The organism is Micromonospora sp. 067-2 (genome assembly GCF_046549295.1).
Lineage (GTDB): Bacteria > Actinomycetota > Actinomycetes > Mycobacteriales > Micromonosporaceae > Micromonospora.
On record NZ_JAJPWB010000008.1, the window covers coordinates 141,986 to 163,529 of the forward strand.

At 72.9% G+C, this 21,544-nt stretch carries 25 protein-coding genes; 7 read left to right on the plus strand and 18 right to left on the minus strand.

What is annotated here, in order from left to right:
- Nucleotides 1–52: 52 nt before the first annotated feature.
- The 4 genes from tsf to ACLJN9_RS20400 all read right to left on the minus strand — a co-directional run bounded on the left by tsf (nucleotide 53) and on the right by ACLJN9_RS20400 (nucleotide 4,063).
- A complete protein-coding gene (gene tsf / locus ACLJN9_RS20385; RefSeq protein WP_410813050.1) occupies nucleotides 53–880 on the minus strand; it encodes a translation elongation factor Ts in 828 nt (275 codons plus the stop codon).
- A 135-nt stretch (nucleotides 881–1,015) separates the two neighbouring features.
- Nucleotides 1,016–1,960, minus strand: a complete 945-nt coding sequence (rpsB, locus tag ACLJN9_RS20390; RefSeq protein ID WP_410813051.1) for a 30S ribosomal protein S2 — start codon at nucleotides 1,958–1,960, stop codon at nucleotides 1,016–1,018.
- A gap of 302 nt (nucleotides 1,961–2,262) precedes the next feature.
- Nucleotides 2,263–3,441, minus strand: coding sequence for a hypothetical protein (locus ACLJN9_RS20395; RefSeq protein ID WP_410813052.1), 1,179 nt, complete (start codon nucleotides 3,439–3,441; stop codon nucleotides 2,263–2,265).
- Nucleotides 3,442–3,571: 130 nt separating this feature from the next.
- A complete protein-coding gene (locus tag ACLJN9_RS20400; RefSeq protein ID WP_410813053.1) occupies nucleotides 3,572–4,063 on the minus strand; it encodes a diadenosine tetraphosphate hydrolase in 492 nt (163 codons plus the stop codon).
- Nucleotides 4,064–4,267: 204 nt separating this feature from the next.
- On the opposite strand from ACLJN9_RS20400, the gene ACLJN9_RS20405 reads away from it, so the two are divergent.
- From ACLJN9_RS20405 to ACLJN9_RS20425, 5 genes are all read left to right on the plus strand, one after another.
- Nucleotides 4,268–4,627 (plus strand): YraN family protein, encoded by a 360-nt coding sequence (locus ACLJN9_RS20405; RefSeq protein WP_410813054.1) that lies wholly within the window; start codon nucleotides 4,268–4,270, stop codon nucleotides 4,625–4,627.
- Nucleotides 4,628–4,666: 39 nt separating this feature from the next.
- On the plus strand, nucleotides 4,667–6,187 hold the full coding sequence (locus ACLJN9_RS20410) for a YifB family Mg chelatase-like AAA ATPase (protein WP_410813055.1): 1,521 nt from the start codon (nucleotides 4,667–4,669) through the stop codon (nucleotides 6,185–6,187).
- Nucleotides 6,097–7,491 (plus strand): DNA-processing protein DprA, encoded by a 1,395-nt coding sequence (locus ACLJN9_RS20415; protein WP_410813317.1) that lies wholly within the window; start codon nucleotides 6,097–6,099, stop codon nucleotides 7,489–7,491. The genes ACLJN9_RS20410 and ACLJN9_RS20415 overlap by 91 nt, the downstream gene beginning before the upstream one ends.
- Nucleotides 7,492–7,571: 80 nt before the next feature.
- Entirely contained in the window at nucleotides 7,572–8,558 is a 987-nt protein-coding gene (locus ACLJN9_RS20420) for a tyrosine recombinase XerC (RefSeq protein WP_410813056.1), read from the plus strand.
- A gap of 44 nt (nucleotides 8,559–8,602) precedes the next feature.
- Entirely contained in the window at nucleotides 8,603–9,784 is a 1,182-nt protein-coding gene (locus tag ACLJN9_RS20425; RefSeq protein WP_410813057.1) for an aminotransferase class V-fold PLP-dependent enzyme, read from the plus strand.
- Here the strand turns inward: ACLJN9_RS20425 and ACLJN9_RS20430 are convergent.
- Nucleotides 9,718–10,380 carry a M23 family metallopeptidase gene (locus ACLJN9_RS20430; protein WP_410813058.1) on the minus strand — a complete coding sequence of 221 codons (663 nt, stop codon included), beginning with the start codon at nucleotides 10,378–10,380 and terminating at the stop codon, nucleotides 9,718–9,720. The genes ACLJN9_RS20425 and ACLJN9_RS20430 overlap by 67 nt on opposite strands.
- 231 nt (nucleotides 10,381–10,611) lie before the next feature.
- Here ACLJN9_RS20430 and ACLJN9_RS20435 point away from each other — a divergent pair, with 231 nt between their 5' ends.
- Nucleotides 10,612–11,763 carry a sulfite oxidase gene (locus tag ACLJN9_RS20435; protein ID WP_410813059.1) on the plus strand — a complete coding sequence of 384 codons (1,152 nt, stop codon included), beginning with the start codon at nucleotides 10,612–10,614 and terminating at the stop codon, nucleotides 11,761–11,763.
- 40 nt (nucleotides 11,764–11,803) lie between these two features.
- Here the strand turns inward: ACLJN9_RS20435 and ACLJN9_RS20440 are convergent, their stop codons facing one another.
- From ACLJN9_RS20440 to proS, 12 genes are all read right to left on the minus strand, one after another.
- Complete coding sequence (locus tag ACLJN9_RS20440; protein WP_007075222.1) at nucleotides 11,804–12,127, minus strand: DUF2469 domain-containing protein; 324 nt, start codon at nucleotides 12,125–12,127, stop codon at nucleotides 11,804–11,806.
- A complete protein-coding gene (locus ACLJN9_RS20445; RefSeq protein WP_410813060.1) occupies nucleotides 12,124–12,936 on the minus strand; it encodes a ribonuclease HII in 813 nt (270 codons plus the stop codon). The genes ACLJN9_RS20440 and ACLJN9_RS20445 overlap by 4 nt, the downstream gene beginning before the upstream one ends.
- On the minus strand, nucleotides 12,930–13,412 hold the full coding sequence (locus ACLJN9_RS20450; protein ID WP_410813061.1) for an NUDIX hydrolase: 483 nt from the start codon (nucleotides 13,410–13,412) through the stop codon (nucleotides 12,930–12,932). Before ACLJN9_RS20450 ends, ACLJN9_RS20445 begins: the two co-directional genes overlap by 7 nt.
- A 48-nt stretch (nucleotides 13,413–13,460) precedes the next feature.
- Entirely contained in the window at nucleotides 13,461–14,096 is a 636-nt protein-coding gene (gene lepB / locus ACLJN9_RS20455; RefSeq protein ID WP_410813062.1) for a signal peptidase I, read from the minus strand.
- A 10-nt stretch (nucleotides 14,097–14,106) separates the two neighbouring features.
- Entirely contained in the window at nucleotides 14,107–14,976 is an 870-nt protein-coding gene (lepB, locus tag ACLJN9_RS20460) for a signal peptidase I (RefSeq protein WP_410813063.1), read from the minus strand.
- Nucleotides 14,977–15,157: 181 nt separating this feature from the next.
- Complete coding sequence (gene rplS / locus ACLJN9_RS20465; protein ID WP_074317771.1) at nucleotides 15,158–15,514, minus strand: 50S ribosomal protein L19; 357 nt, start codon at nucleotides 15,512–15,514, stop codon at nucleotides 15,158–15,160.
- A gap of 141 nt (nucleotides 15,515–15,655) precedes the next feature.
- Nucleotides 15,656–16,429 (minus strand): tRNA (guanosine(37)-N1)-methyltransferase TrmD, encoded by a 774-nt coding sequence (gene trmD / locus ACLJN9_RS20470; protein WP_410813064.1) that lies wholly within the window; start codon nucleotides 16,427–16,429, stop codon nucleotides 15,656–15,658.
- A gap of 13 nt (nucleotides 16,430–16,442) precedes the next feature.
- Nucleotides 16,443–17,000, minus strand: coding sequence for a ribosome maturation factor RimM (gene rimM, locus ACLJN9_RS20475; protein WP_410813065.1), 558 nt, complete (start codon nucleotides 16,998–17,000; stop codon nucleotides 16,443–16,445).
- Nucleotides 17,000–17,260 (minus strand): RNA-binding protein, encoded by a 261-nt coding sequence (locus ACLJN9_RS20480; RefSeq protein ID WP_172862164.1) that lies wholly within the window; start codon nucleotides 17,258–17,260, stop codon nucleotides 17,000–17,002. Before ACLJN9_RS20480 ends, rimM begins: the two co-directional genes overlap by 1 nt.
- Nucleotides 17,235–17,753 carry a 30S ribosomal protein S16 gene (gene rpsP / locus ACLJN9_RS20485; RefSeq protein ID WP_410813066.1) on the minus strand — a complete coding sequence of 173 codons (519 nt, stop codon included), beginning with the start codon at nucleotides 17,751–17,753 and terminating at the stop codon, nucleotides 17,235–17,237. The genes ACLJN9_RS20480 and rpsP overlap by 26 nt, the downstream gene beginning before the upstream one ends.
- A gap of 229 nt (nucleotides 17,754–17,982) precedes the next feature.
- A complete protein-coding gene (locus tag ACLJN9_RS20490; RefSeq protein ID WP_410813067.1) occupies nucleotides 17,983–18,651 on the minus strand; it encodes a DUF402 domain-containing protein in 669 nt (222 codons plus the stop codon).
- Nucleotide 18,652: 1 nt separating this feature from the next.
- Nucleotides 18,653–20,059, minus strand: a complete 1,407-nt coding sequence (proS, locus tag ACLJN9_RS20495; protein WP_410813068.1) for a proline--tRNA ligase — start codon at nucleotides 20,057–20,059, stop codon at nucleotides 18,653–18,655.
- 69 nt (nucleotides 20,060–20,128) lie between these two features.
- Here proS and ACLJN9_RS20500 point away from each other — a divergent pair, with 69 nt between their 5' ends.
- The gene (locus tag ACLJN9_RS20500; RefSeq protein WP_410813069.1) at nucleotides 20,129–20,458 is read left to right on the plus strand and encodes a hypothetical protein; all 330 of its coding nucleotides are present in this window, start codon (nucleotides 20,129–20,131) and stop codon (nucleotides 20,456–20,458) included.
- On the opposite strand, the gene ACLJN9_RS20505 is transcribed toward ACLJN9_RS20500, so the two are convergent.
- Entirely contained in the window at nucleotides 20,455–21,534 is a 1,080-nt protein-coding gene (locus tag ACLJN9_RS20505; RefSeq protein WP_410813070.1) for an amidohydrolase family protein, read from the minus strand. The two genes, ACLJN9_RS20500 and ACLJN9_RS20505, sit on opposite strands and share 4 nt — an antisense overlap.
- Between the last annotated feature and the right edge of the window lie 10 nt (nucleotides 21,535–21,544).

Here is a 21,544-nt window from a genome sequence, read left to right on the forward strand (position 1 = left end):
CCTCCTCGTCGACGTTTCCTGCCCACGGGCGCATGCGGCACCCGGTGGCGGCTCAGGCCTGGCCGACCTCGAACCGCACGAAGCGGGTGACCTCGATACCGGCCTCGGCCAGCACCTGCTTCACCGACTTCTTGTTGTCGGCCACGGACGCCTGGTCGATCAGGACGTAGTCCTTGAAGAAGGCGTTCACCCGGCCGTCGACGATCTTCGACAGCGCCGCCTCGGGCTTGTTCTCCTCGCGGGCGGTCTGCTCGGCGATACGCCGCTCGGACTCGACGACCTCGGCCGGCACCTCGTCACGGGTGACGTACTTCGGCCGCATCGCGGCGATCTGCATGGCGACGCCACGAGCGTCGGCGTCACCGGCCTCGTCCGCCTTGCCGGAGTACTGCACCAGCACGCCGACCGCCGGAGGGAGGTCCTGGGCCTTGCGGTGCAGGTAGACGGCGGTGGTGCCGTCCAGCTTGGCGAAGCGGTTGAGGACCAGCTTCTCACCGATCTTGGCGGACTGCTCCTGGATCAGGTCGGCGACCGGCTTGCCGTTCAGCTCGCTGGCCAGCAGCTCCTCGGCGCTGTTCACGCCGGAGCGCTCACCGTGCTCGACCAACTGCTGGGCCAGGGCGATGAACGACTCGGTCTTGGCCACGAAGTCGGTCTCGCAGTTGACCTCGAGCAGCGCCTTGCCGGAGTGGGCCACCAGGCCGTTGGCGGCGGTCCGGCCGGCCCGCTTGCCGACGTCCTTGGCGCCCTTGACGCGCAGGATCTCGGTGGCCTTGTCGAAGTCGCCCTCGGCCTCGGTCAGCGCCTTCTTGCTGTCCATCATGCCGGCGCCGGTGAGGTCGCGGAGCTTCTTGACGTCCGCGGCGGTGAATTGGGACATGGCTCTCTCTTCGGTGTTGAGACGGCGTGTGGATGGTCAGAGGTGCCGGTTACCCGGATCCGGGCGAATCGTGCCCGGCGTACCGCCGCTGCCCCACCGCTCGGAAGAACCGGCGGCAGGGCAGCGACGGTGCGGTCACTCCGCGGTGGCGGCCGCCCGCTGCTCGGTGGCGGCCTGCGCCGGCTCCTGCTCGTCGGCAGCGGCGGGCTGCTCGACGGCGGCAACGGCCGGGGCGGGCTGCTCGACGGCGGCATCGGCCGGCTGCTCGGCCGGGGCAGCCGAGTCGTCGGCCTTCTTCGGCTCCTCGAGCAGCTCGCGCTCCCACTCGGTCAGCGGCTCGTCGGTCGCCACACCCGGCTCGGGCTTCTCGTCGGAGCCCCGGCGGCGGCCGGAACGCGCGATCAGACCGTCCGCGACGGCGGCGGCGACGACCCTGGTCAGCAGCTCGGCCGAGCGGATCGCGTCGTCGTTACCCGGGATCGGGAAGTCGACCTCGTCCGGGTCGCAGTTGGTGTCCAGCACCGCGATCACCGGGATGCCCAGCTTGCGGGCCTCGTCGACGGCGATGTGCTCCTTCTTGGTGTCGACGATCCAGACCGCGGCCGGCAGCTTCTGCATGTCCCGCAGACCACCCAGCGTGCGGGTGAGCTTGATCTTCTCGCGGGAGAGCTGCAGGGTCTCCTTCTTGGTGTACCCGGCGGCGGTGCCGCTGAGGTCACCCAGGCCCTCCAGCTCCTTCATCCGCTGGAGCCGCTTGTACACGGTCTGGAAGTTGGTCAGCATGCCACCGAGCCAGCGGTGGTTGACGTACGGCTGGCCGACCCGGGTCGCCTGCTCGGAGATGGCCTCCTGAGCCTGCTTCTTGGTGCCGACGAACAGGATGCTGCCGCCCTCGGCGACGGTGCCACGGATGAACTCGTACGCCTTCTCGATGTAGTCGAGGGTCTGGCGCAGGTCGATGATGTAGATGCCGTTGCGCTCCGTCATGATGAATCGCTTCATCTTCGGGTTCCAGCGCCGGGTCTGGTGCCCGAAGTGGACACCGCTCTCCAGCAGCTGACGCATGGTCACGACGGCCATGGTGGTACTCCTCAAGATCCCTGGTTGTCACGCCCGGCCGGTGGCCGGGCGTCCTGGCGCCTGGTCGCCGGCCATGGTGTTCCCGATCACGATCGGGACCAGGGAGGCCGTCGCTCCACGACGATTTCGTGAAGAGGGCGCGCGAGGTCGACCGCGCAAGGCGGTCGCCAGTTGGCCAGTGTACGCGCCTCCCCGACCCCCTGGCTTCCGGGTACGCGCGAACGCCGTCGGACCCGGCGGCGCGGCCTGGCGCGGCGGCCGGCGGCCGGCGGCTCGGCAGTGAGCCCGGTGGACGGCGGGTGCTAGCCGGCGGCCAGCGCGGCGGCGACGAAGAGCACCAGGCCAACGGTCAGGTAGGCCGTCGGTGGACGCAGCCAGCCCCGGCCGCCGTCGGAGAGCGCCAGCCCGCCGGTCCGCAACCCGTACAACCCGGTTGCGAAGATCGGCAGCCCGACGACCAGCGCAATGCCCACGACCACGTTTCCGGCGGAGAGCGGATCGCCGGTCGCCCCGGCCAGCAACACCCGTAACGCCGGCACCTCGAACACCATCACCAGCAGGGCGAAGAGCACGGCCAGCACCGGACGGCGGGTCCGGTAGACGCCGTCGGCCACGGGCGGGAACGCCGACTGTTCCCCCGCCGGCAGATCAGCGCCCCGGGGGCCTATCCCCGGCATCGGGCCGGTCGGCATCTCCAGCGGGTGCGGCTGTTCGCCGCCGCGGGTGGACTCGACGATCGGGTACGCACCAAACGGGCCGGGACGACCCTGGTCGGCCAGCACCCCCGCCGAGGGGTCTCCGGCGGGCATCGCCTCGCGGGCACCGGTCAGGGGGGTCGACTCCCGCCGACCGGCGGCCTGCGGTGTCGACTCCCGGTCGGCGGTCAGCGGCGAGCCCGCCGACACCGCGTCCCGGGCGGCCCGACGACCGGGCAGCTCACCGGAGACCTCGGAGGGGTCACGGTCCGCCCGCCGAGAGCGGGCCCCTCGGTAACCGTCGGCGTCCGACTGGGCCGCACCCAACGGGTCGACCGGGCCAAAGCGCGTCGAGTCGGGCTCCGCCGCGCCGAATCGGCCACCCTGGGCGTCAATGGCCCCGAACCGCCCGGAGTCCGGCTCCCGGGTGCCGAAGCGATCAGAGTCCGGTTCCGGGGTGCCGAAGCGACCGCCGTCCACCGCGCCGAAGCGCCCGGAGCCGGGCTCGGCGAGCCGATCGGGCACCGCCGCAAACCGGCCGGAATCGCCCTCGGGCGGCATCAGCTCGGTGCCGGTCCTACCGGGCGGGGCCGACTCACGGCGGCGGCCGGCGCCGGTGTCCTCGCCGTAGCGACCGTCCTCGGCGCCGCGCTGCTCGGGAACCTCGCCGTCCCGGTACCTCGGCTCGCCCGTGCCACGCCACTCCGACTCGCCATAGCCGCGACCCCGCTCGTCGGGATACCAGCGCGGTTCCTGATCTTCCGGAAAGCTCCGTCGTCCGTCCACGTCCGGCACCGTATGCGACCGGCTGCGCCCGCGCCATCCGAGCCCCGCCGCTGCTCAACCTCGACAGCACACGACGGCGCGCAGGCAGGCCGCGCCGTGGGTGGCGCAGCGACGCCGGTTGTCGCGGGGCTCAGCTCGTCGGCGGGCCGCCGCTGGGCGCATCCAGCTCCGCGACGAGGTGGGCGCGCAGCTCGTCGTGCTGCGGACCGAGGGCGTCCGCCGGATCCCGCCGCACCTGATCGGGGTACGCGTAGAGCGGCGCCCGTCGGATCGCCGCCGGCTCCCACTCGTAGCGCGGCCGGACGTGAGCGTGCAGGTACGGGTCCAGGTCGCCGAGGATCTCGTAGTTGACCCGCCGGAACGCCGGGTCCCGACGGGCGCAGACCCGGGCCACCGCCGCCCCGAGCAGGTCCATGTCGGCGAGGAACGCCAGGCGCTGGTCCCGCGGCAGGTCGGTCAGCCGATCCGCGGTCGGGTCGTCGGTGATCAGTACGCAGTAGCCCGGCAGGTGCTGAGCATCCCCGATCTCCGCAAAGCCGGCGGAGAGCCGACACAGCACGGTGGGGTCGCGTCCGGCCAGGGCCGCCCCGACCCGGTCGGCACGCCCGTCGTCGTCGGTCATCGCCGCAGCCTCACGGTCGATGCCCGAGAATCATGATCATGAGCGGGAGAGTGCCCACCCGGGCGTGGCCTGTTCGCACGCTACGGTCCGCGTGACTAGCACACGGCGAGCTTGATCATTCGGTCGTCCACAGGATGCCCGTCGTCCACAGCGGGCCGCGGCCGGGGTCGCGGTGGGCGTCCCCCGGCGGGCACCGTGCCGGCCATGACGAAGCGGAACCAGGCGGTCGGCGCGTACGGCGAGCGGTGCGCCACCCGGCACCTGACCGAGGCAGGGCTGCGGCCCGTCGCCCGAAACTGGCGCTGCCCCGACGGGGAGATCGACATCATCGCCTGGGACGGGCCGGTGCTCGCCTTCTGCGAGGTGAAGACCCGACGGGGCGACAGCTTCGGCACCCCGGCCGAGGCGGTCGTGCCGACCAAGGCCCGCCGGCTGCGCGGGCTCGCCGCCCGCTGGCTGGCCGAGACCGGGACGACCGCCGACGAGGTGCGGTTCGACGTGCTCTCGGTACGGCTGCCCGACGCCGGCCCGGCGCAGGTCGACCACCTCAAGGGTGCGTTCTGAGATGCGCGTACCAGGCGGTCGGGCCGGCGGTGACGCGCCGTGAGTTACGCGAAGGTGCTCTGTGTGGGGCTGGTCGGAGTCACCGGTCACCTGGTCGAGGTGGAGGCAGACCTGGCCGCCGGCCTGCCAGCAGTGGTGATCTCCGGGCTGCCGGACACGGCCCTGCACGAGGCCCGGGACCGGGTCCGGGCCGCCGTCGTCAACTCCGGCCAGCGCTGGCCGAACCGGCGGATCACGCTGAACCTGCTGCCGGCGACGCTGCCGAAGTTCGGCTCGGCATTCGACCTGGCCATCGCGGCGGCGCTGCTGGGCGGGTCGGGTGAGCTGCCGTTGCTCCCCCTGGAGGGAGTGGTCGTCCTCGGCGAGTTGGGCCTGGACGGAACGGTCCGGCCGGTGCGCGGGGTGCTGCCGATGGTGGCCGCCGCCGCCCGCGAGGGCATCGATCGGGTGATCGTCCCCGCCGGCAACGCCGCCGAGGCCGCCGTCATCCCGGGGGTACGGGTGCGGGCGGTGGACACCCTGCACCGGCTGGTCGCCTTCGTCCGGGACGGTAGCCCGCTGATCGAACCCCCTGCGGAGGTCCCGGCGACGGCCACCAGCGGCCCGGACCTGTCCGAGGTCGCCGGGCAGCAGCTCGGACGGCGGGCGCTGGAGGTGGCGGCAGCCGGCGGCCACCACATCGCGCTGCTCGGCCCGCCGGGCGCCGGCAAGACGATGCTGGCCGAACGGCTGCCGTCGATCCTGCCCGAGTTGGACGACGACGCGGCGCTGGAGGTCACCGCGCTGCACTCGGTCGCCGGGCTGCTTGCACCGGGCGGCCGGCTGCTGCGCCGCCCGCCGCTGCAGGCACCGCACCACACGGCGACCGTGCCGTCGCTGGTCGGTGGCGGTTCGGGGCTGGCCCGGCCCGGCGCGGTTTCCCTGGCCCACCGGGGAGTCCTCTTCCTGGACGAGGCACCGGAGTTCAGCAAGGGCGCGCTGGAGGCGCTGCGCCAGCCACTGGAGAACGGCCGCGTCCAACTGGCCCGCAGCGGGGGCGCCACCGAGTACCCGGCCCGGACGCAGCTGGTGTTGGCCGCCAATCCCTGCCCGTGTGCGAAGCCCTCCGGCGACGTGCACTGCGAGTGCAGCCCGCAGGCCCGCCGCCGCTACCTGGGTCGGCTCTCCGGGCCGCTGCTCGACCGGATCGACGTCCAGGTGCGGCTGATGCCGGTGCGCGCAGCGGAGCTGATGGCCTCCGAGGGCGACGCGGAGTCCTCGGCCACGGTCGCCGCACGGGTGTCGGTGGCCCGGCAGGCGGCCTCCACCCGCTGGGCCAGCCTCGGGCGGCGGCTCAACGCAGAGGTGGACGGCCCGCATCTGCGCCGACCGCCCTGGCGGCTGCCCGCTCGGGACACCGCCGAGCTGCGCGGACGGCTCGACTCCGGCTCGCTGTCCGCGCGCGGCTTCGACCGGGTGACCCGGATGGCCTGGACGATCGCGGATCTGGACGGCCGGGACCGGCCGGACCGGGAGGACGTCCGGGAGGCGATCCAACTACGGACAGGAGAGGCGACGTGAGCGCCGACGAGGAGGGCAGGCTGGCCCGGGTCGCGCTGACCTGGCTGGCCGAGCCGGGCACCCGCGCGGTGCATCACCTGGTGGAACGGCTGGGGCCGGCGGCAACGCTGGACCTGCTGCTCGACGGCGGCAGCCCGGACGGCTGGCTGCACACCACCGTGGCCGCCCGCTCGGCCGCTGGCGACGCCCGGGCTGTCGCGGCCGAGGCGCTGGAGCGGGCGGACCGTCTCGGCGCCCGGCTGGTCACACCCGACGACGAGGAGTGGCCAACCCGGGTGGCCGGCCTGGCCACGCTGCGCCTACCGGACGCCGTCAGACGAGTGGACGTCGAGACGGCCCCACCGCTCTGCTTCTGGGTCCGGGGCGGTTGGCCGCTGGGCGAGGCGATGGAGCGTTCGGTGGCCGTCGTCGGGGCGCGGGCAGCCACCGGCTACGGGCAGCACGTCGCCACCGAGCTGGGGTACGGCCTGGCCGAGCGGGACTGGACGGTCGTCTCGGGTGGCGCGTTCGGCATCGACGCGGCCGCTCACCGGGGTGCCCTCAACGCGGGCGGGCTGACCGTCGCGGTGCTGGCCTGCGGGCTGGACCGGCCGTACCCGGTGGGCAACACCGCACTTTTCGACCGGATCGCCGACACCGGCCTGTTGGTGAGCGAGTGGCCGCCGGGCGCCGAGCCGCTACGGCCACGGTTCCTGATCCGAAACCGGGTGATCGCCGGCGGCACCCTGGGCACCGTGGTGGTGGAGGCGGCGGCACGCAGCGGTGCGACGCAGACCGCTCGGCGAGCCATCCACACCAGCCGGGTGGCCATGGTGGTGCCCGGGCCGGTGACCTCGGCGATGTCCGTCGGCGCGCACGAGCTGCTCCGCGAGTTCCCCAGGGCACGGCTCGTCACCGGGGTGGGGCACGTGCTCGAGGAGGTGGGCCGGATCGGGGCGGACCTGGCACCGCTGGTCCGAGGGCCGCAGCAGCCGGCCGACGCGCTCGACGACGACGCGCGGTCGCTGCTGGAGGCGCTGCCCCGTCGGCGCGCGCTCGGCGTGGACTCCCTCGCCGCCCGGGCCGGGGTCGACGTGCGGACGGCCCTTCGGAAGCTGTCCCTCCTGGAGGAGCTGTCTCTGGTGGTCCGTCGCGACGACGGCTACGCCCTCGCCCCGCCAGCCAAACCGAAGCGCGGATCGCCCCCGAGCCCCGCACCGGCACCGGATTCGCCGACCGGCGAGGTGCCCACGCCTACGCCGCCCGCACCGGCGCCGACGGCACCGAGATTGGCGCTGCCCATGGTGGAGGATGCTCGGCCGTAGGCTGATGTCGTGCCAGCTGTCAGTGGATATGCGCGGGCCGATCGGCGGTCCCGCACCGGAACGCGCCCGCCCGGGTGCCGATGAGCCGGCCCGCCCGGAGCACCCGGGAGGCTCACCAGGGGCTGCCACCCGCACTGCGCGAGGCGGTCGACGACTTCGCCGAGCACCTGTCCCGGGTCCGCAACCGGTCGGCGCACACCGTCCGGGCGTACGTCACCGACCTGGTCTCGCTGCTCGACCATGGCGTCCGGATGGGCTACGTCGACCTGTCCGAGCTGGACCTGTCGGTGTTGCGGAGCTGGCTGGCCCGACAGCGGACCACCGGTGCCGCCCGTACGTCGTTGGCGCGGCGGGCCGCGTCGGCGCGGGCGTTCAGCACGTGGGCGCACCGGGCCGGGCTGCTCCCCACCGACGTGGGTGCCGCGCTGGCCAGCCCCCGCGCGCACCGGGAACTGCCCGCCGTTCTGCGCGCCGACCAGGCCGCCGCCCTGGTCGAGGCGCCGGCCCGGCTGCCACCGCCAGCCGGGCCGACGTCGAGTGCGGCAGGAGATACCTCGGCCGTGGCCGTGCCGCTGCGCGATCGGGTGCTGCTGGAACTGCTCTACGCCACCGGCGCGCGGGTCAGCGAGGTGTGCGGGTTGGACGTCGGGGACATCGATCACGGCCGCCGGGTCGTCCGGGTGTTCGGCAAGGGCGGTCGGGAGCGGTCGGTGCCGTACGGGCTGCCCGCAGAGCGTGCGCTGGACGACTGGTTGCGCCGAGGGCGTCCGGCGCTGGCGGGCGCCCGGTCGGGGGACGCCCTGCTGCTCGGTGCCCGGGGCGGCCGGCTCAACCCGACCAGCGCGCGCCAGATCGTCGGCGGATACGCCGAAGCCGTCGGTCTGCCCCGGACCAGCCCGCACGGGCTGCGCCACTCCGCCGCCACGCATCTCCTCGAGGGTGGTGCGGACCTGCGCGCCGTGCAGGAGCTGCTGGGTCATTCGTCGCTGGCCAGCACGCAGATCTACACGCACGTATCGGTGGAACGGCTACGCGCCGCCTACCGCCAGGCCCACCCCCGCGCCTGAGCAAGGCCCGGAGTGCGCGGGAGCGCGGCGGTTACGATCATCAGGTGAGCGTCCCGCAGCCTCCCGAGCCGATTCCGGGCGCCCGCCTGCTCTTCTCTCTCGACCCGGCGGTCAGCTACCTCAACCACGGCTCGTTCGGCGCGGTACCGATCGGCGTGCAGCGGGCCCAGCAGCGGCTGCGTGACGAGATGGAGGCCAACCCGCTGCGCTTCTTCACCCAGGGGCTGGTCGACCGGATCGCGCACACCCGTCGCCACCTCGCCGGGTTCCTGGGCGCCGACCCGGACGGCAGCGCCCTGGTCGGCAACACCACCACCGCGGTCGCCGTGGTGCTCCAGTCGCTGGGTCTGCGACCCGGCGACGAGATCCTCAGCACCGACCACAGTTACGGCGCGGTCAGCCTCGCCATCCAGCGGGAGTGCCGCCGGACGGGAACCGTCAGCCGGGTCCTGCCGGTCCCGCTGGCCGCCACCGACGAGCAGGTTGTGCAGACCATCCGCGCCGGTCTACGCCCGGGGCGGACCCGGCTGCTCATCGTCGATCAGCTCACCTCGGCGACCGCCAGGCTCTTCCCGACCGCAGCCATCGTCGGGGTGGCCCGCGAACACGGTGTGCCGGTCCTGGTGGACGCCGCGCACGCGCCGGGCATGCTGCCCACGCCGGTGAGCAGCATCGGCGCGGACTTCTGGGCGGGCAACCTGCACAAGTGGGCGTACGCCCCGCGCGGAACCGCCCTGCTGGCGGTGGCCGCGCAGTGGCGGGAACGGCTCGAGCCGCTGGTGGTCTCCTGGGAGCAGGACGCCGGCTTTCCGGCCCGGGTCGAGTGGCAGGGCACTCTCGACTACACGTCCTGGTTGGCTGCCCCGGCCGGCCTGTTCACGCTGCGCAGCCTGGGCGTCGAACGGGTGCGGGCGCACAACGCCGCACTCGTCGCGTACGGCCAGCGGGTGGTGGGCGACGCGCTGGGGGTGCGCCCCGCGCAGCTGCCCGACCCGGGTGGACCGGGGGTTGCCCTGCGCCTCATTCCACTGCCGGCCGGCACGGCCACCACCATCGACGCGGCGCAAGCGCTGCAGACGCGGATCGGCGAGCGGCTCGCCGCCGAGGTCGCGGTGATGAGCTGGAACGGGCGGGGGTGGTTGCGGCTCGCCGGTCAGGTCTACAACACCGCCGACGAGTACGAGCGGCTGGCCGTGCGGCTGCCGGCGCTGCTGGCCCAGCGCTGACCGGAGTCCACGGGGAGCAGCCGGACCGGCCCGATGCCGAGCAGGGCCAGCGGGTCGAGGTATTCCGAGCCCCGAAGCAGCCCCCAGTGCAGGCAGGCCACGGCCGGGCACCCTGGATGACCGGGCATCAGCTCGCCCAGCGGCGCACCGGCGGCGACCGGCTGGCCGGGACGTACGGCTGGGCGCACCGGCTCGTACGTGGTCCGCAGCCCACCGGCGTGCCCCACGGTGACCACCGGCCGACCGGCCACCGGACCCGCGAAGAGCACGATGCCCGGCCCGGCGCTGCGGACCACCGCCCCGACCGGGGCGGCCAGGTCCACGCCCCGGTGTCCGGCCAGCCAGGGCTGCGGCGGCGGGTCGAACCGTCGCACCGGGCGGGGTGCGGGATCCAACGGCCAACGGAACCGCCCCGGCCCGGCGTCCGCCGGGGCCACCACGGCGACCGGCACGATCGGCGCCGGCGCACGGCCGGGCACCGCCGCCAGCAGCACCGCGAGGCTGCAGAGCTGGATGGTCAGCGCGAACGGGATGGCGGTGCAGAGCAGCACGGTGCGGCGGATCGAGCCGGAGCGCGCGGCGGGTGGCGGTCTCATGCGGGCAGCCTGTGGCCGGGGTCGGGCCGCCCACCACCCCGAGCGGCGGAGCTGTGGATGACCGGCGGTCCTGTGGACGACGACCGACGTTGTCGATGATCTGCTATCTGCGGGTCGGCAGCGGCGGCCGACCAGGGGGGAGCGGTCCACCGGCAATCTTCGGGCCGCGACAGAGGGCCTAGGCTGGGCCGCGTACGGCGTGACGCCGCCGTTGCGATCGGGGGAGGCCGCGTGACCACTGTCGATGACCGGTTGCTGGACACCGGTGCCGTCGGTGCGCCGACGGTGGCCGAGGTGAGTGGCCCGTCCCGGCTGGCCGAGCCGGACGAGGCGATCAGCGCCGAGGAGTTGCAGCTCGCCGCCCGCAACCACGGCATTCCGCTGGAGGCGCTGCGCTACGACGTCACCCCGGCAGGGCTGCACTACCTGCTCATCCACTACGACATTCCGGAGCTGGACCCGACCACACACGCGCTGACCGTCGGCGGCGCCGTGGACCGACCGCTGACCGTCACCCTGGCCGAGCTGTGGGAGCGGCGCCGCGTCACCCACCAGGTCACCCTGGAGTGCGCGGGCAACGGGCGCGCCCTGCTGCAGCCCCGGCCGGTCAGCCAGCCCTGGCTGGTCGAGGCGGTCGGCAACGCCGAGTGGACCGGCACTCCGCTGGCACCGCTGCTGCGTGAGGCGGGCCTCGGGCAGGACGCTGTCGACGTCGTGTTCACCGGCGCGGATCACGGCGTCGAGCGCGGGGTGGAGCAGGACTACCAACGGGCCCTGCCGGTCGCCGACGCGCTGCGCGAGGAGGTGCTGCTGGCGTACGAGATGAACGGCGCTCCCCTGTTGCCGCAGCACGGCGCGCCGCTGCGGCTGATCGTGCCGGGCTGGTACGGCATGGCGCACGTGAAGTGGGTCCACTCGGTGGACGTCCGGACCGCGCCGTTCGAGGGCTACCAGAACGCGGTGGCCTACCGGCTGCGCCGCGACGCCGACGACCCGGGCGTGCCGGTCACCAGGATCGAGCCGCGTGCCCTGGTTCGTCCACCCGGCTTTCCGGACTTCATGTCCCGCCGCCGGGTGCTGCGGCCGGGACCGTGCACGCTGGACGGTCGGGCCTGGTCGGGGCACGCGCCGGTGACCACCGTGGAGGTGACCACCGACGGCGGGGCGAGTTGGGCACCGGCCGAGCTGGACCCGGCCGGCGGCGGGGACTTCGCCTGGCGGCGGTGGCGGCACGAGTGGACCGCGACGCCGGGCCGGTACGTGCTCGGCGCGCGGGCGACCGACGCGTCCGGGCGGACCCAGCCGGTCGACCAGCCGTGGAATCGTGGCGGCTTCGCCAACAACCTGGTGCAGCGGGTCGAGGTCGTGGTGCCGACCGGGTGAGCTGCCCGGGGTTGGGCCACCCGTGGTGGGTCGGGTGCGGTCAGCCGCCGAAGCCCGAGTCGGCGGGGAGCGAGATGTCCGGCTTCTCCAACTCCTCGACGTTGACGTCCTTGAAGGTCATCACTCGGACGTTCTTCACGAAGCGGGCAGGCCTGTACATATCCCACACCCAGGCATCGTGCATCTCGACCTCGAAATAGACCTCGCCGTCGGAGTTGCGCACGTGCAGGTCGACCTGGTTGGCCAGGTAGAACCGGCGTTCCGTCTCCACCACGTAGGAGAACTGGCGGACGATGTCGCGGTACTCCCGGTAGAGCTGCAGCTCCATCTCGGTCTCGTACTTCTCGAGATCTTCCGCGCTCATCGCACTCCGCCTTCCATGACCACATCTTCCCCCACCGGCGCCGGAGGCCGAGGCTGCTCGCCCAACGCCACGCCGACGGTACTCCCTGGCGCCCAGGAGCGCTCCATCGGCTCGTCCGGGCCCGGTCCGACGGGCCGACGGGAGCGCGGCGGCCGGCCGTCCCGGCCGGAGATCGTGGCGACATTGACGTACGAGAACCGGTGCTCGCGACACGGCCCGTGCTCCCGCAGCGCCGCCGTGTGCTCCGGGGTGATGTAGCCCTTGTGCTCGGCGAAGCCGTACGCCGGAAACACCCCGTCCATCTCCACCATGAGCCGGTCCCGGGTGACCTTGGCCAACACGCTGGCCGCCGCCACACAGGCCGCCACCCGGTCGCCCTTCCACACCGCCAGCCCCGGCACGCCCAGGCCGTCCACGCCGAAGCCGTCGGTCAGCACGTACTCCGGTCGGGTGGGCAGCGAGGCGAGCGCCCGACGCATCGCGGCGAGGTTGCACACGTGCAGCCCTCGGGCGTCGACCTCCTCGGCGGGAATGACCACCACGGCGTACGCCAGTGCGCGGTCCACGACCTCCGCGTATACCCTCTCCCGGCTTGCCGGGGTCAGCAGCTTGGAGTCGGCCAGCCCGTCGATCTCGCCGGGCCGCCCCTCGGGGAGGATCGCCGCGGCGGCGACCAGGGGACCGGCGCACGCGCCCCGGCCGGCCTCGTCGGCGCCGGCCACCTGCCGGAAGCCGCGCCGTTGCAGCGCCCGTTCCAACGCGTACAACCCGGCTTCCCGGCGCACGACGGTCCGCGGTGGGGTCAGCACGACGCCCCCTCGCGACCGGCGTCGGCGTCCAGCAGCCGGGTCAGCAGGGCCGGCAGGTCGGGCGGGTAGTACCGCTCACCGCTGGCCGCCAGCTCGGCCGGCGCCCACCAGCGGTGCCCGGCGATGCTGCCGCGCTCGATGTCGTCGAAGCCCGCGGTGTCGACCTCCCACGACGGCACCAGGAGCAGGAAGAAGTCCTGCTCCTGGCGATACAGGACCCCGTTGAACGAGAACTCGGTGGTGTCGGACCAGACCGGCTCACCGAGCTCGGCCGGATCCAGCCGCAGGCCGGTCTCCTCGGCCAACTCACGTGCCGCGCCCGCCGCCGGAGACTCCGCCGGATCAAGCCCGCCGCCAGGGGTGAACCAGTACCGGTGCTCGGGGCGCGCCGGGTCGAAGCCGTCGAAGAGCAGCACCCGGCCGGCCGCGTCGACGAGCAGCACGCGGGCCCCCCGTCGAGGGGTGTAGAGGGTCACCGCCCCAGCCTGCCAGACCGGCCGCGAATCGCCCACGCCCCGGTCGGCCTACGGCTTCCCAATGCCCTCGTACTGCTTCGGCACGGTCAGCCAGGTGGCCCGGTTGACCGGCCAGAAGACCGTGAACGCCCGCCCGATCACCTCGTCCTCCTCGATGGTGGCCTCGGTGATGTTCTGGCCGGACTGCTGCCAGTGCTCCAGCGAGTCGCCGGAGGCGGAGCGGTGGTCGCCCATCACCCACAGCCGCCCCTTCGGGACGGTGATGTCGAACTCCTGGTCGGCCGGCTTGTCGCGGACCCCGTCCAACGAGAAGATGTACGGCTCGTCGAGCGACTTGCCGTTGATCATCAACCGGTCCTCCGGGTCGCAACAGACCACGTGGTCGCCGCCGACACCGATCACCCGCTTGATGAAGTCCTCACCCTTGGGGTTGCCGCTCCACTCGATCGGCGCCTTGAAAACGACCACCTCACCGCGGTGCGGTGACCGGAAGTCGTAGACCAGCTTGTTGACCAACACCCGATCATCGATCTTGAGGGTGTTCTCCATGGACGGGGAGGGGATGAAGAAGGTCTGCAGCACGAAGGCGCGGACCAGCACCGCGACCAGGATCGCCACACCCAGGAGGATCGGCAGCTCCTTCCAGAAGGAGCTGCGGGGCTTGTCGGTCTGCTCGTCAATCACGCCAAGGAGCCTACGTTGCCGGACTGGACGTCACCGTCCGGAACGCGCGGGAACCCCGCAGCGCGGTGGCCAACGGGAGAAGTAGCAGCACATCGGCCTGCGGGGTCGGTCGGACCGGAGGCACCCCGGAGGACGCGGCGGCCGGCCCGGGCACGTCGTCGAACGTCGACGGCACCGACAGCGGATCCCACCGGGAGGACGGCCAGACCACCAGAAACGCCCGGCCGACCACGTTGTCGATCGGCACCGGGCCCTGACAGCGCGCGTCCTGGGAAACCTCCCGATGGTCGCCCATCACGAAGATCTGACCCGGCGGTACGACGACCTCGTCGAAACGCCGGGAGCGGCACTCCCCCGGGTTGGGCGGCAGGTCCAGAGGGGAGTTCCGCAGCACGTACGGCTCGTCCAGCGGCGCGCCGTTGACGGTGACCCGGCCCTGACTGTCGCAGCACGCGACCCGGTCACCGGGAAGGCCGATCACCCGCTTGATGAAGTCCTTCTCGCCGGGGCGGCTCACCCCGACCAGGTCGCCGACGGTCCGGGCGAGCTTGCCGGCGAAACCCGGCTCCGGCTGGTCGTCGACCTGCGGCGCCCAGCGGTCGGTGCCCCGGAAGACCACCACCTCGCCGCGCACCGGGTCGCGGACGTCGTAGACGACCTTGTTGACCAGCACCCGGTCCCCGATGAGGAGGGTGTCCTCCATCGAGCCGGACGGGATGAAGAACGCCTGGAGCAGGAAGGTGCGGATCAGCACCGCGAGGCAGAACGCGACGACCAGCAGCAGCGGGAGCTCCTGCCAGAGGGGCATCTGCCGACGGCTGCGGCGGGCCCGTCGGCGCCACGGATCGACGGCGCTGTCCTCGTCAAGCGTCTGCACCACGCCACTCCCCGGTCCGCAGAAACACCACCGCCCGGGAGCCTCGTCGAGGCTCCACGGGCGGTTGTGGACGGCTGCCCGCCACGTCGGCGGGGCCGCCGCCTCGCTGCGCCCGTACGACCAGGGTAGTGCGGTCCGGTCGGTACGGCATACGCGCAGATCAGGCGGCGTGGCGAGCGGGGAGTCAGCTGGGCTGCTTCTCCCGCTTCTCCTTGATCTTGGCCTTCTTGCCGCGCAGCTCGCGCAGATAGTAGAGCTTGGCGCGGCGCACGGCACCGCGGGTCACGATCTCGATCCGGTCGATGCCCGGGCCGTTGAGCGGGTAGGTCCGCTCGACACCGACACCGAAGCTGACCTTGCGGACCGAGAAGGTCTCGCGCAGACCGTCACCCTGGCGGCGGATCACGACGCCCTGGAAGATCTGGACACGGGACCGGTTGCCCTCGACGACGCGGGCGTGCACCTTGACGGTGTCACCGGCCCGGAAGTCGGGAAGGTCGGTCCGCTTCGACTGGGCGTCAAGGGCGTCCAGGATGTTCATCGCTGCGTCCTCGTAGGGCTCACGGCGCACCGTCACTCGGTGCGCGGGTGGGTGATTCTGATCCCCGGGTGACGTCGGCGGGCCGACCCGGTCGGGGATCCTCGCAGCCGCCCACGGGCGCGGACGGTTGCGGCAACCCCTCTACTTTGCCACATCCGTCGGCGGCGGCTGAAATCCGGCCCGGTCCAACGCCGCGACGTCCCGTTTGTCGAGCCGATCGGGGGGCAATGCGGCCAGCAGATCCGGACGGTGGGCGGCGGTGCGAAGCAGTCCCTCCTCGCGCCGCCAGCGGGCGATCTTCCCGTGGTCGCCGGAGCGGAGCACGTCGGGCACCTCGTGCCCGCGCCAGCTCGGCGGCTTGGTATAGATCGGCGCCTCCAGCAGCCCGTGCGCGTGCGACTCCTCGTCGAGCGAGCCGGCGTTGCCCAGCACACCGGGCAGCAGCCGCGTGACCGCCTCCAGGATCACCAGCACCGCCACCTCGCCGCCGAAGAGCACATAGTCGCCGAGCGACACCTCGGTGACCGGCATCCGGGTCGCGGCGTGCGCCAGTACCCGCTGGTCGATTCCCTCGTACCGGCCACAGGCGAAGAGCAGGTGCGGCTCGGCGGCCAGCTCGTACGCCATGGCCTGGGTGAACGGCACACCGGCCGGCGACGGCACCAGCAGGCGGGGCGGCGGGGCCTGCGCCGACGCGAGTGCGTCCAGCGCCTCACCCCACGGCTCCGGGCGCATCACCATTCCCGGGCCGCCACCGTAGGGGGTGTCGTCGACCGTGCGGTGCACGTCGTGCGTCCAGGTCCGCAGGTCGTGCACGGCCAGCTGGAGTACGCCGTTGGCCCGGGCGCGCCCGATCAGCGACAGGTCCAACGGGGCGAAGTACTCCGGAAAGATCGACACGACGTCGACGCGCATGCGGGAATGGCCCCTAAAGATCGAGCAGGCCGGCCGGCGGGTCGACGATCACGCGTCCACCGGCCAGGTCGACCTCCGGAACGATCGCCCGGACGAACGGGATCAGCGCGGTACGACCCTCGGGGCGCCGCAGCACCAGCAGGTCGGAAGAGGGCGCGTGGTCGATCCGGGCCACCTCGCCCAGCCGCTCACCGGCCGGGGTCACCACGGCCAGCCCGACCAGCTGGTGGTCGTGGAACTCCTCCGGGTCCTCCGGTGGCTCCACATCCGTGCTGTCCACCACGAGCAGGGTGCCGCGCAGCGCCTCGGCGCCGTCGCGGTCCAGTACGCCGTCGAACGCGACGAGCATCCGCCCCTGGTGGAAGCGCGCCGCCTCGATGGTCAGCTCGGCGGGAACCCGGAACGGCACGCCGGGGCCGTCCGACGGCTCGGGCGACGGAACCGCCCCCGGCTCGGTGCGCAACACCAAACCGGGGGCGAACCGTGCTTCAGGCTCGTCGGTCCGTACCTCCACGGTGACCTCACCGCGGACACCGTGCGGCTTGCCGATCCTGCCGACGACGAGCTGCATCAGTACGAGTCGACGATGTCGACGCGGACCCCGCGCCCGCCGATGGAGCCGATCACCTGGCGCAGCGCCTTGGCGGTCCGGCCGGACCGCCCGATCACAGTGCCGAGGTCCTCGGGGTGCACGCGGACTTCCAGCCGCTTGCCCCGACGGGAATCGACCATCCGTACCCGGACGTCGTCCGGGTGGTCGACGATGCCCTTGACCAGGTGCTCCAACGCCGGACGCAGCGGCATGTCAGGCCTGCTCACCGGCGTCGGCAGCAGCGGCCGGCGCCTCGGTCTCCGGCGCGTCGGCCGAAGCCTCGGCCTTCGGAGCCTCAGCCTTCGGAGCCTCGGCCGGAGCGTCGGTCTTCGGCGCCTCAGTGGCCTTGGCGGCCTTCTTGGCCGGCTTGGCCGGGGTCTCCGGGGCGAGCCCGGCGGCGGCCTTCGCCTCAGCCTCGTACGCCGCCTTGCGGTCGACCCGCTCGGGGGCGACCAGCAGCGGCGGCGGGGCCGGCAGGCCCTTGAACTTCTGCCAGTCACCGGTCAGCTCCAGCAGCCGCTGCACCGCCTCGCTCGGCTGAGCGCCGACGGACAGCCAGTACTGGACCCGCTCCGACTTGACCTCGATGACCGAAGGGTCCTCCTTCGGCTGGTACACCCCGACGAACTCGATCGCCCGGCCGTCACGCTTGGTGCGCGAGTCGGCGATGACGATGCGGTACTGCGGGTTGCGGATCTTACCCATCCGCAGGAGCCGGATCTTTACGGCCACAGTTGTTTCGCTCCTGTTGCGATCTCACCAGCCCGACACGGGCGGTGTGTATGGGTGAGCGCCGACGGCACAGTGGGGTTGGGCCGGAGACTACTCGGTGGACTGGCGACGCGCCCGGGTTAGAGGGCGCCGAACGCGCGCCGGATACCAGCGACCCATTCTGCCAGACCCGATGCCGATCCCTCGCATCGGACCCGGACACCGTGTCACCGGTGACCGGAAACACCTCTCACCGCACCGGCGGCCGGTCCCACCCCGACGGAAGTTCGTCCGGTACGTCCCACTCAGCCGGCGGTACGAAGTCGCACCAGGTGCCGTCGAACGGAAACTCACCCGCCTCGGCGAGCGCGATCACCCGCTCCCCCTCGGCCCGTACCGCCTTCTCGTCGGTCACCCAGTAGTCGTTGCCGAAGGCCAGGCGCTCGACGAACTCACCCTCGTCCTTCCACTGCCAGCTCAGGTCCGGGGCGACCAGCACGTCCAGGTCCTGGTCGATCACGTCGACGCCGGCCACGTCGCCGTCGTCCCAGCGAACTCCGGGCTCCTCGAGGTTGACGTACCAGTGGGTGAACCGGCCCTGCGCGTCGCGGAACCACCAGACCGAGTGCGCCGCCCCGGCGGGCAGGAACTTCAGCAGCGGCGGCCCGTTCCAACGCCCGTGTGCCATCCGGTAGTCCGACGAGATCCACTGGGCGAACGGCACGGCGCGCATGTCGAGCCCGGCCCCGGTCACCTCGTGGGCGACCGGGGAGTCCCGGGCGATCCAGACCAGCAGACCCCGCTCGTCGTCGCCGACCACCCGGCCCGGCCGGACCCAGCCGATCCGACCGTGCCGCACGTTGCGGTGCAGGATCAGCCGACCCGGGGCGAACCGGTCGACCGGGCCGCTCGCACGCACCTCAGTAGGCGCGGGCGAGGATCGCGACCAGGTCGGCCTCGTCCTCGGAGTCCGGCACCGAGCCGTCGGCGCGCAGCAGACAGCGGACGGTGACGCCCTGGCCGTTCGCCTCGGCCTCGCCGGCCACGCCGACCGCCGACCACGGCACCCGCGCCCAGCCGGTGGCAGCGGCCTCGATCGCCTCGGCGAGGGTGGCCACCTCCACGGTGCGCGACTCGCGGTTGGCCAGCGCCTGGTCGTGCAGCACCTGCTGGTCCGTCTCCAGCGCCGCGAGCACCGCGCCGACCACGTCGGCCACCGGCGTGGGGGCCTTCGAGCCGTCGGTGCGTCGCACCACCACCGCGTTGCCGGCGGCCAGGTCGCGGGGGCCGACCTCGACGCGTACCGGATAGCCGCGCAGCTCCGCGTCGACGGCACGGCGGCCGAACGGAGTGTCGGTCCGGTCGTCGAGCGCGACCCGGACACCGGCGTCGCGCAGGCCGTCGCGCAGCTTGGCCGCCGCCTCGCCCACGCCGTCGCCATCCTTGACGATCATGACGTACGCCTGGATCGGCGCCAGCCTCGGCGGCACGCGCAGACCGTTGTCGTCGCCGTGGGCCATGATCAGGCCACCGAGCATCCGGGTCGAGGTGCCCCAGGAGGTGGTCCAGACGTGCTCCCGGCCACCCTCGGCCGAGGAGTAGCTGATGTCGAACGCCTTGGCGAAGTTCTGGCCCAGCTCGTGGCTGGTGCCCAGCTGGAGCGCCTTGCCGTCGCCCATCATGCCTTCGCAGGTGTACGTGGCGGTCGCCCCGGCGAAGCGCTCACGGGCCGTCTTGAGGCCCACCACCACCGGAATGCCGATCACGTTGACCATCAGGTCCTCGTACGCCTCGTGCAGGATCCGCCGCGCGTAGGCCCGGGCGTCCGCACGGGAGGCGTGCGCGGTGTGCCCCTCCTGCCAGAGGAATTCGCTGGTCCGCAGGAAGATCCGTGGCCGCAGCTCCCACCGGACCACGTTGGCCCACTGGTTGAGCAGCAGCGGCAGGTCCCGGTACGAGTCGATCCACTTGGCCATGAACTCGCCGATGACCGTCTCGCTGGTGGGGCGCACCACCACCGGCTCGGCGAGCTTCTTGCCGCCACCGTGGGTGACCACCGCCAGCTCCGGTGAGAAGCCCTCGACGTGCTGCGCCTCGCGCTTGAGATAGCTCTCGGGGATGAACAGCGGGAAGTACGCGTTCTCCGCCCCGGCAGCCTTGATCCGGGCGTCCATCTCGGCCTGCATACGCTCCCAGATGGCGTAGCCGGCCGGTCGGATGACCATCGTGCCGCGGACCGGGCCGTTGTCGGCCAGCTTCGCCTTGGCGATCAGGTCCTGGTACCAGCGGGGGAAGTCCTCCGCGCGGGGAGTGAGCACGCGTGCCATGACCGCACATCCTATGCGTCGCCCGTCGGGGCAGTGCGCTCGGGCGCGGCAACGTTGGCATCTGCCGTCATGACCTCCCTCTGGCAGGTCGACCGCGATAGCGGCCCCGCCGAGGCGGACCTCGACGCGACCGGGCAGGCCCAGCTCGACGGACTGTCGATCGCGCTGACACCGGCCGGTTCGGCCGAACCGTTCCCGGTTCGCGGCTTCTTCAACAACGTCGTCACCGCGTGCTCGCGGCCCGCATCAAGGTCGCGCTCGATCCTGGATGTAGTGGCATCCCTCGACGCCGAGGCCACTACATCCTGGTTCGAGCGCGATCTTGCCGCCCGGCGCGGCGCGGCCCGGGGCGGCGCGGCGCGGCGCGGGGCGGCGCGGCCCGGCGCTCGCGGGGGTTAGCGGATGACGCGGCCGCGGAGGATCGTGCGGGACGGGGCGCGGACGACGCGCAGGTCGCTACGGGGGTCTTCGGGGTAGACGGTCAGGTCGGCGAGGCCGCCTTCGACCAGGCCGGGGAAGCCGAGCCAGTCCCGGGCGCCCCAGGAGGCGGCGGCGAGTACGTCGGTGGGTGTCATGCCGGCCCGCTCGTGCAGCAGCTGCATCTCCTCGGCGGCGAGCCCGTGGTCGATGCCGCCGCCGGCGTCGGTGCCCACGTAGATCGGAACCCCTGCCTCGTGGGCGGCACGCACCACCTCGGGGAAGCCGTCGCGCAGCGCGAGCATGTGGTCGGCGTACCCGGGGAACTTGCCCCGCGCCTGCTCGGCGATGCCCCCGAAGGTGGCGATGTTGATCATTGTGGGGACCAGCGCGGTGCCCTGGCGGGCCATCTCGTCGATCAGGTCGAGGCTGAGCCCGGTGCCGTGCTCAACCGAGTCCACCCCGGCCCGCACCATGATCTCGACGGCGGACTCGGAGAAGGTGTGCACCGCGGCGCGTACCCCGGCGTCGTGCGCCACCCGCACGGCGGCGGTGAGGGTGTCCGCGTCCCAGGTCGGCGCCAGATCGCCGATGCCCCGGTCGATCCAGTCGCCGACCAGCTTGACCCAGCCGTTGCCGGCCCGTGCCTGCGCGGCCACCGTCGCTGCCACGTCGGTGGCGTCGACCTCCACGCCGATGTCGCGCAGGTAGCGCTTCGGCGGGGCGACATGCTGGCCCGCGCGGGCCAGTCGCGGCAGGTCCGGTTCGTCGTCGAGTTCGGGGTACGGGTACGGCGAGCCGGCGTCGCGGATCGCCAGCACCCCGGCGTCCCGGTCGGTGTGGGCCAACTCGCGGGCCTGGTCGAGCGAGGTGATCGGGGCGCCACCTCGGGCGATGCCGATGTGGCAGTGCGCGTCGACCAGCCCGGGCAGCACGAAACCGCCGTCGACGACGGTCTCCGCACCGGGCACCGGGGTGAAGGTCACCCGGTCGCCGACCAGCCAGAGATCCCGTGCCTCGTCGTCGGGGAGCAGCACGCCGCGCACATGAAGAGCCATGCGCACAGTC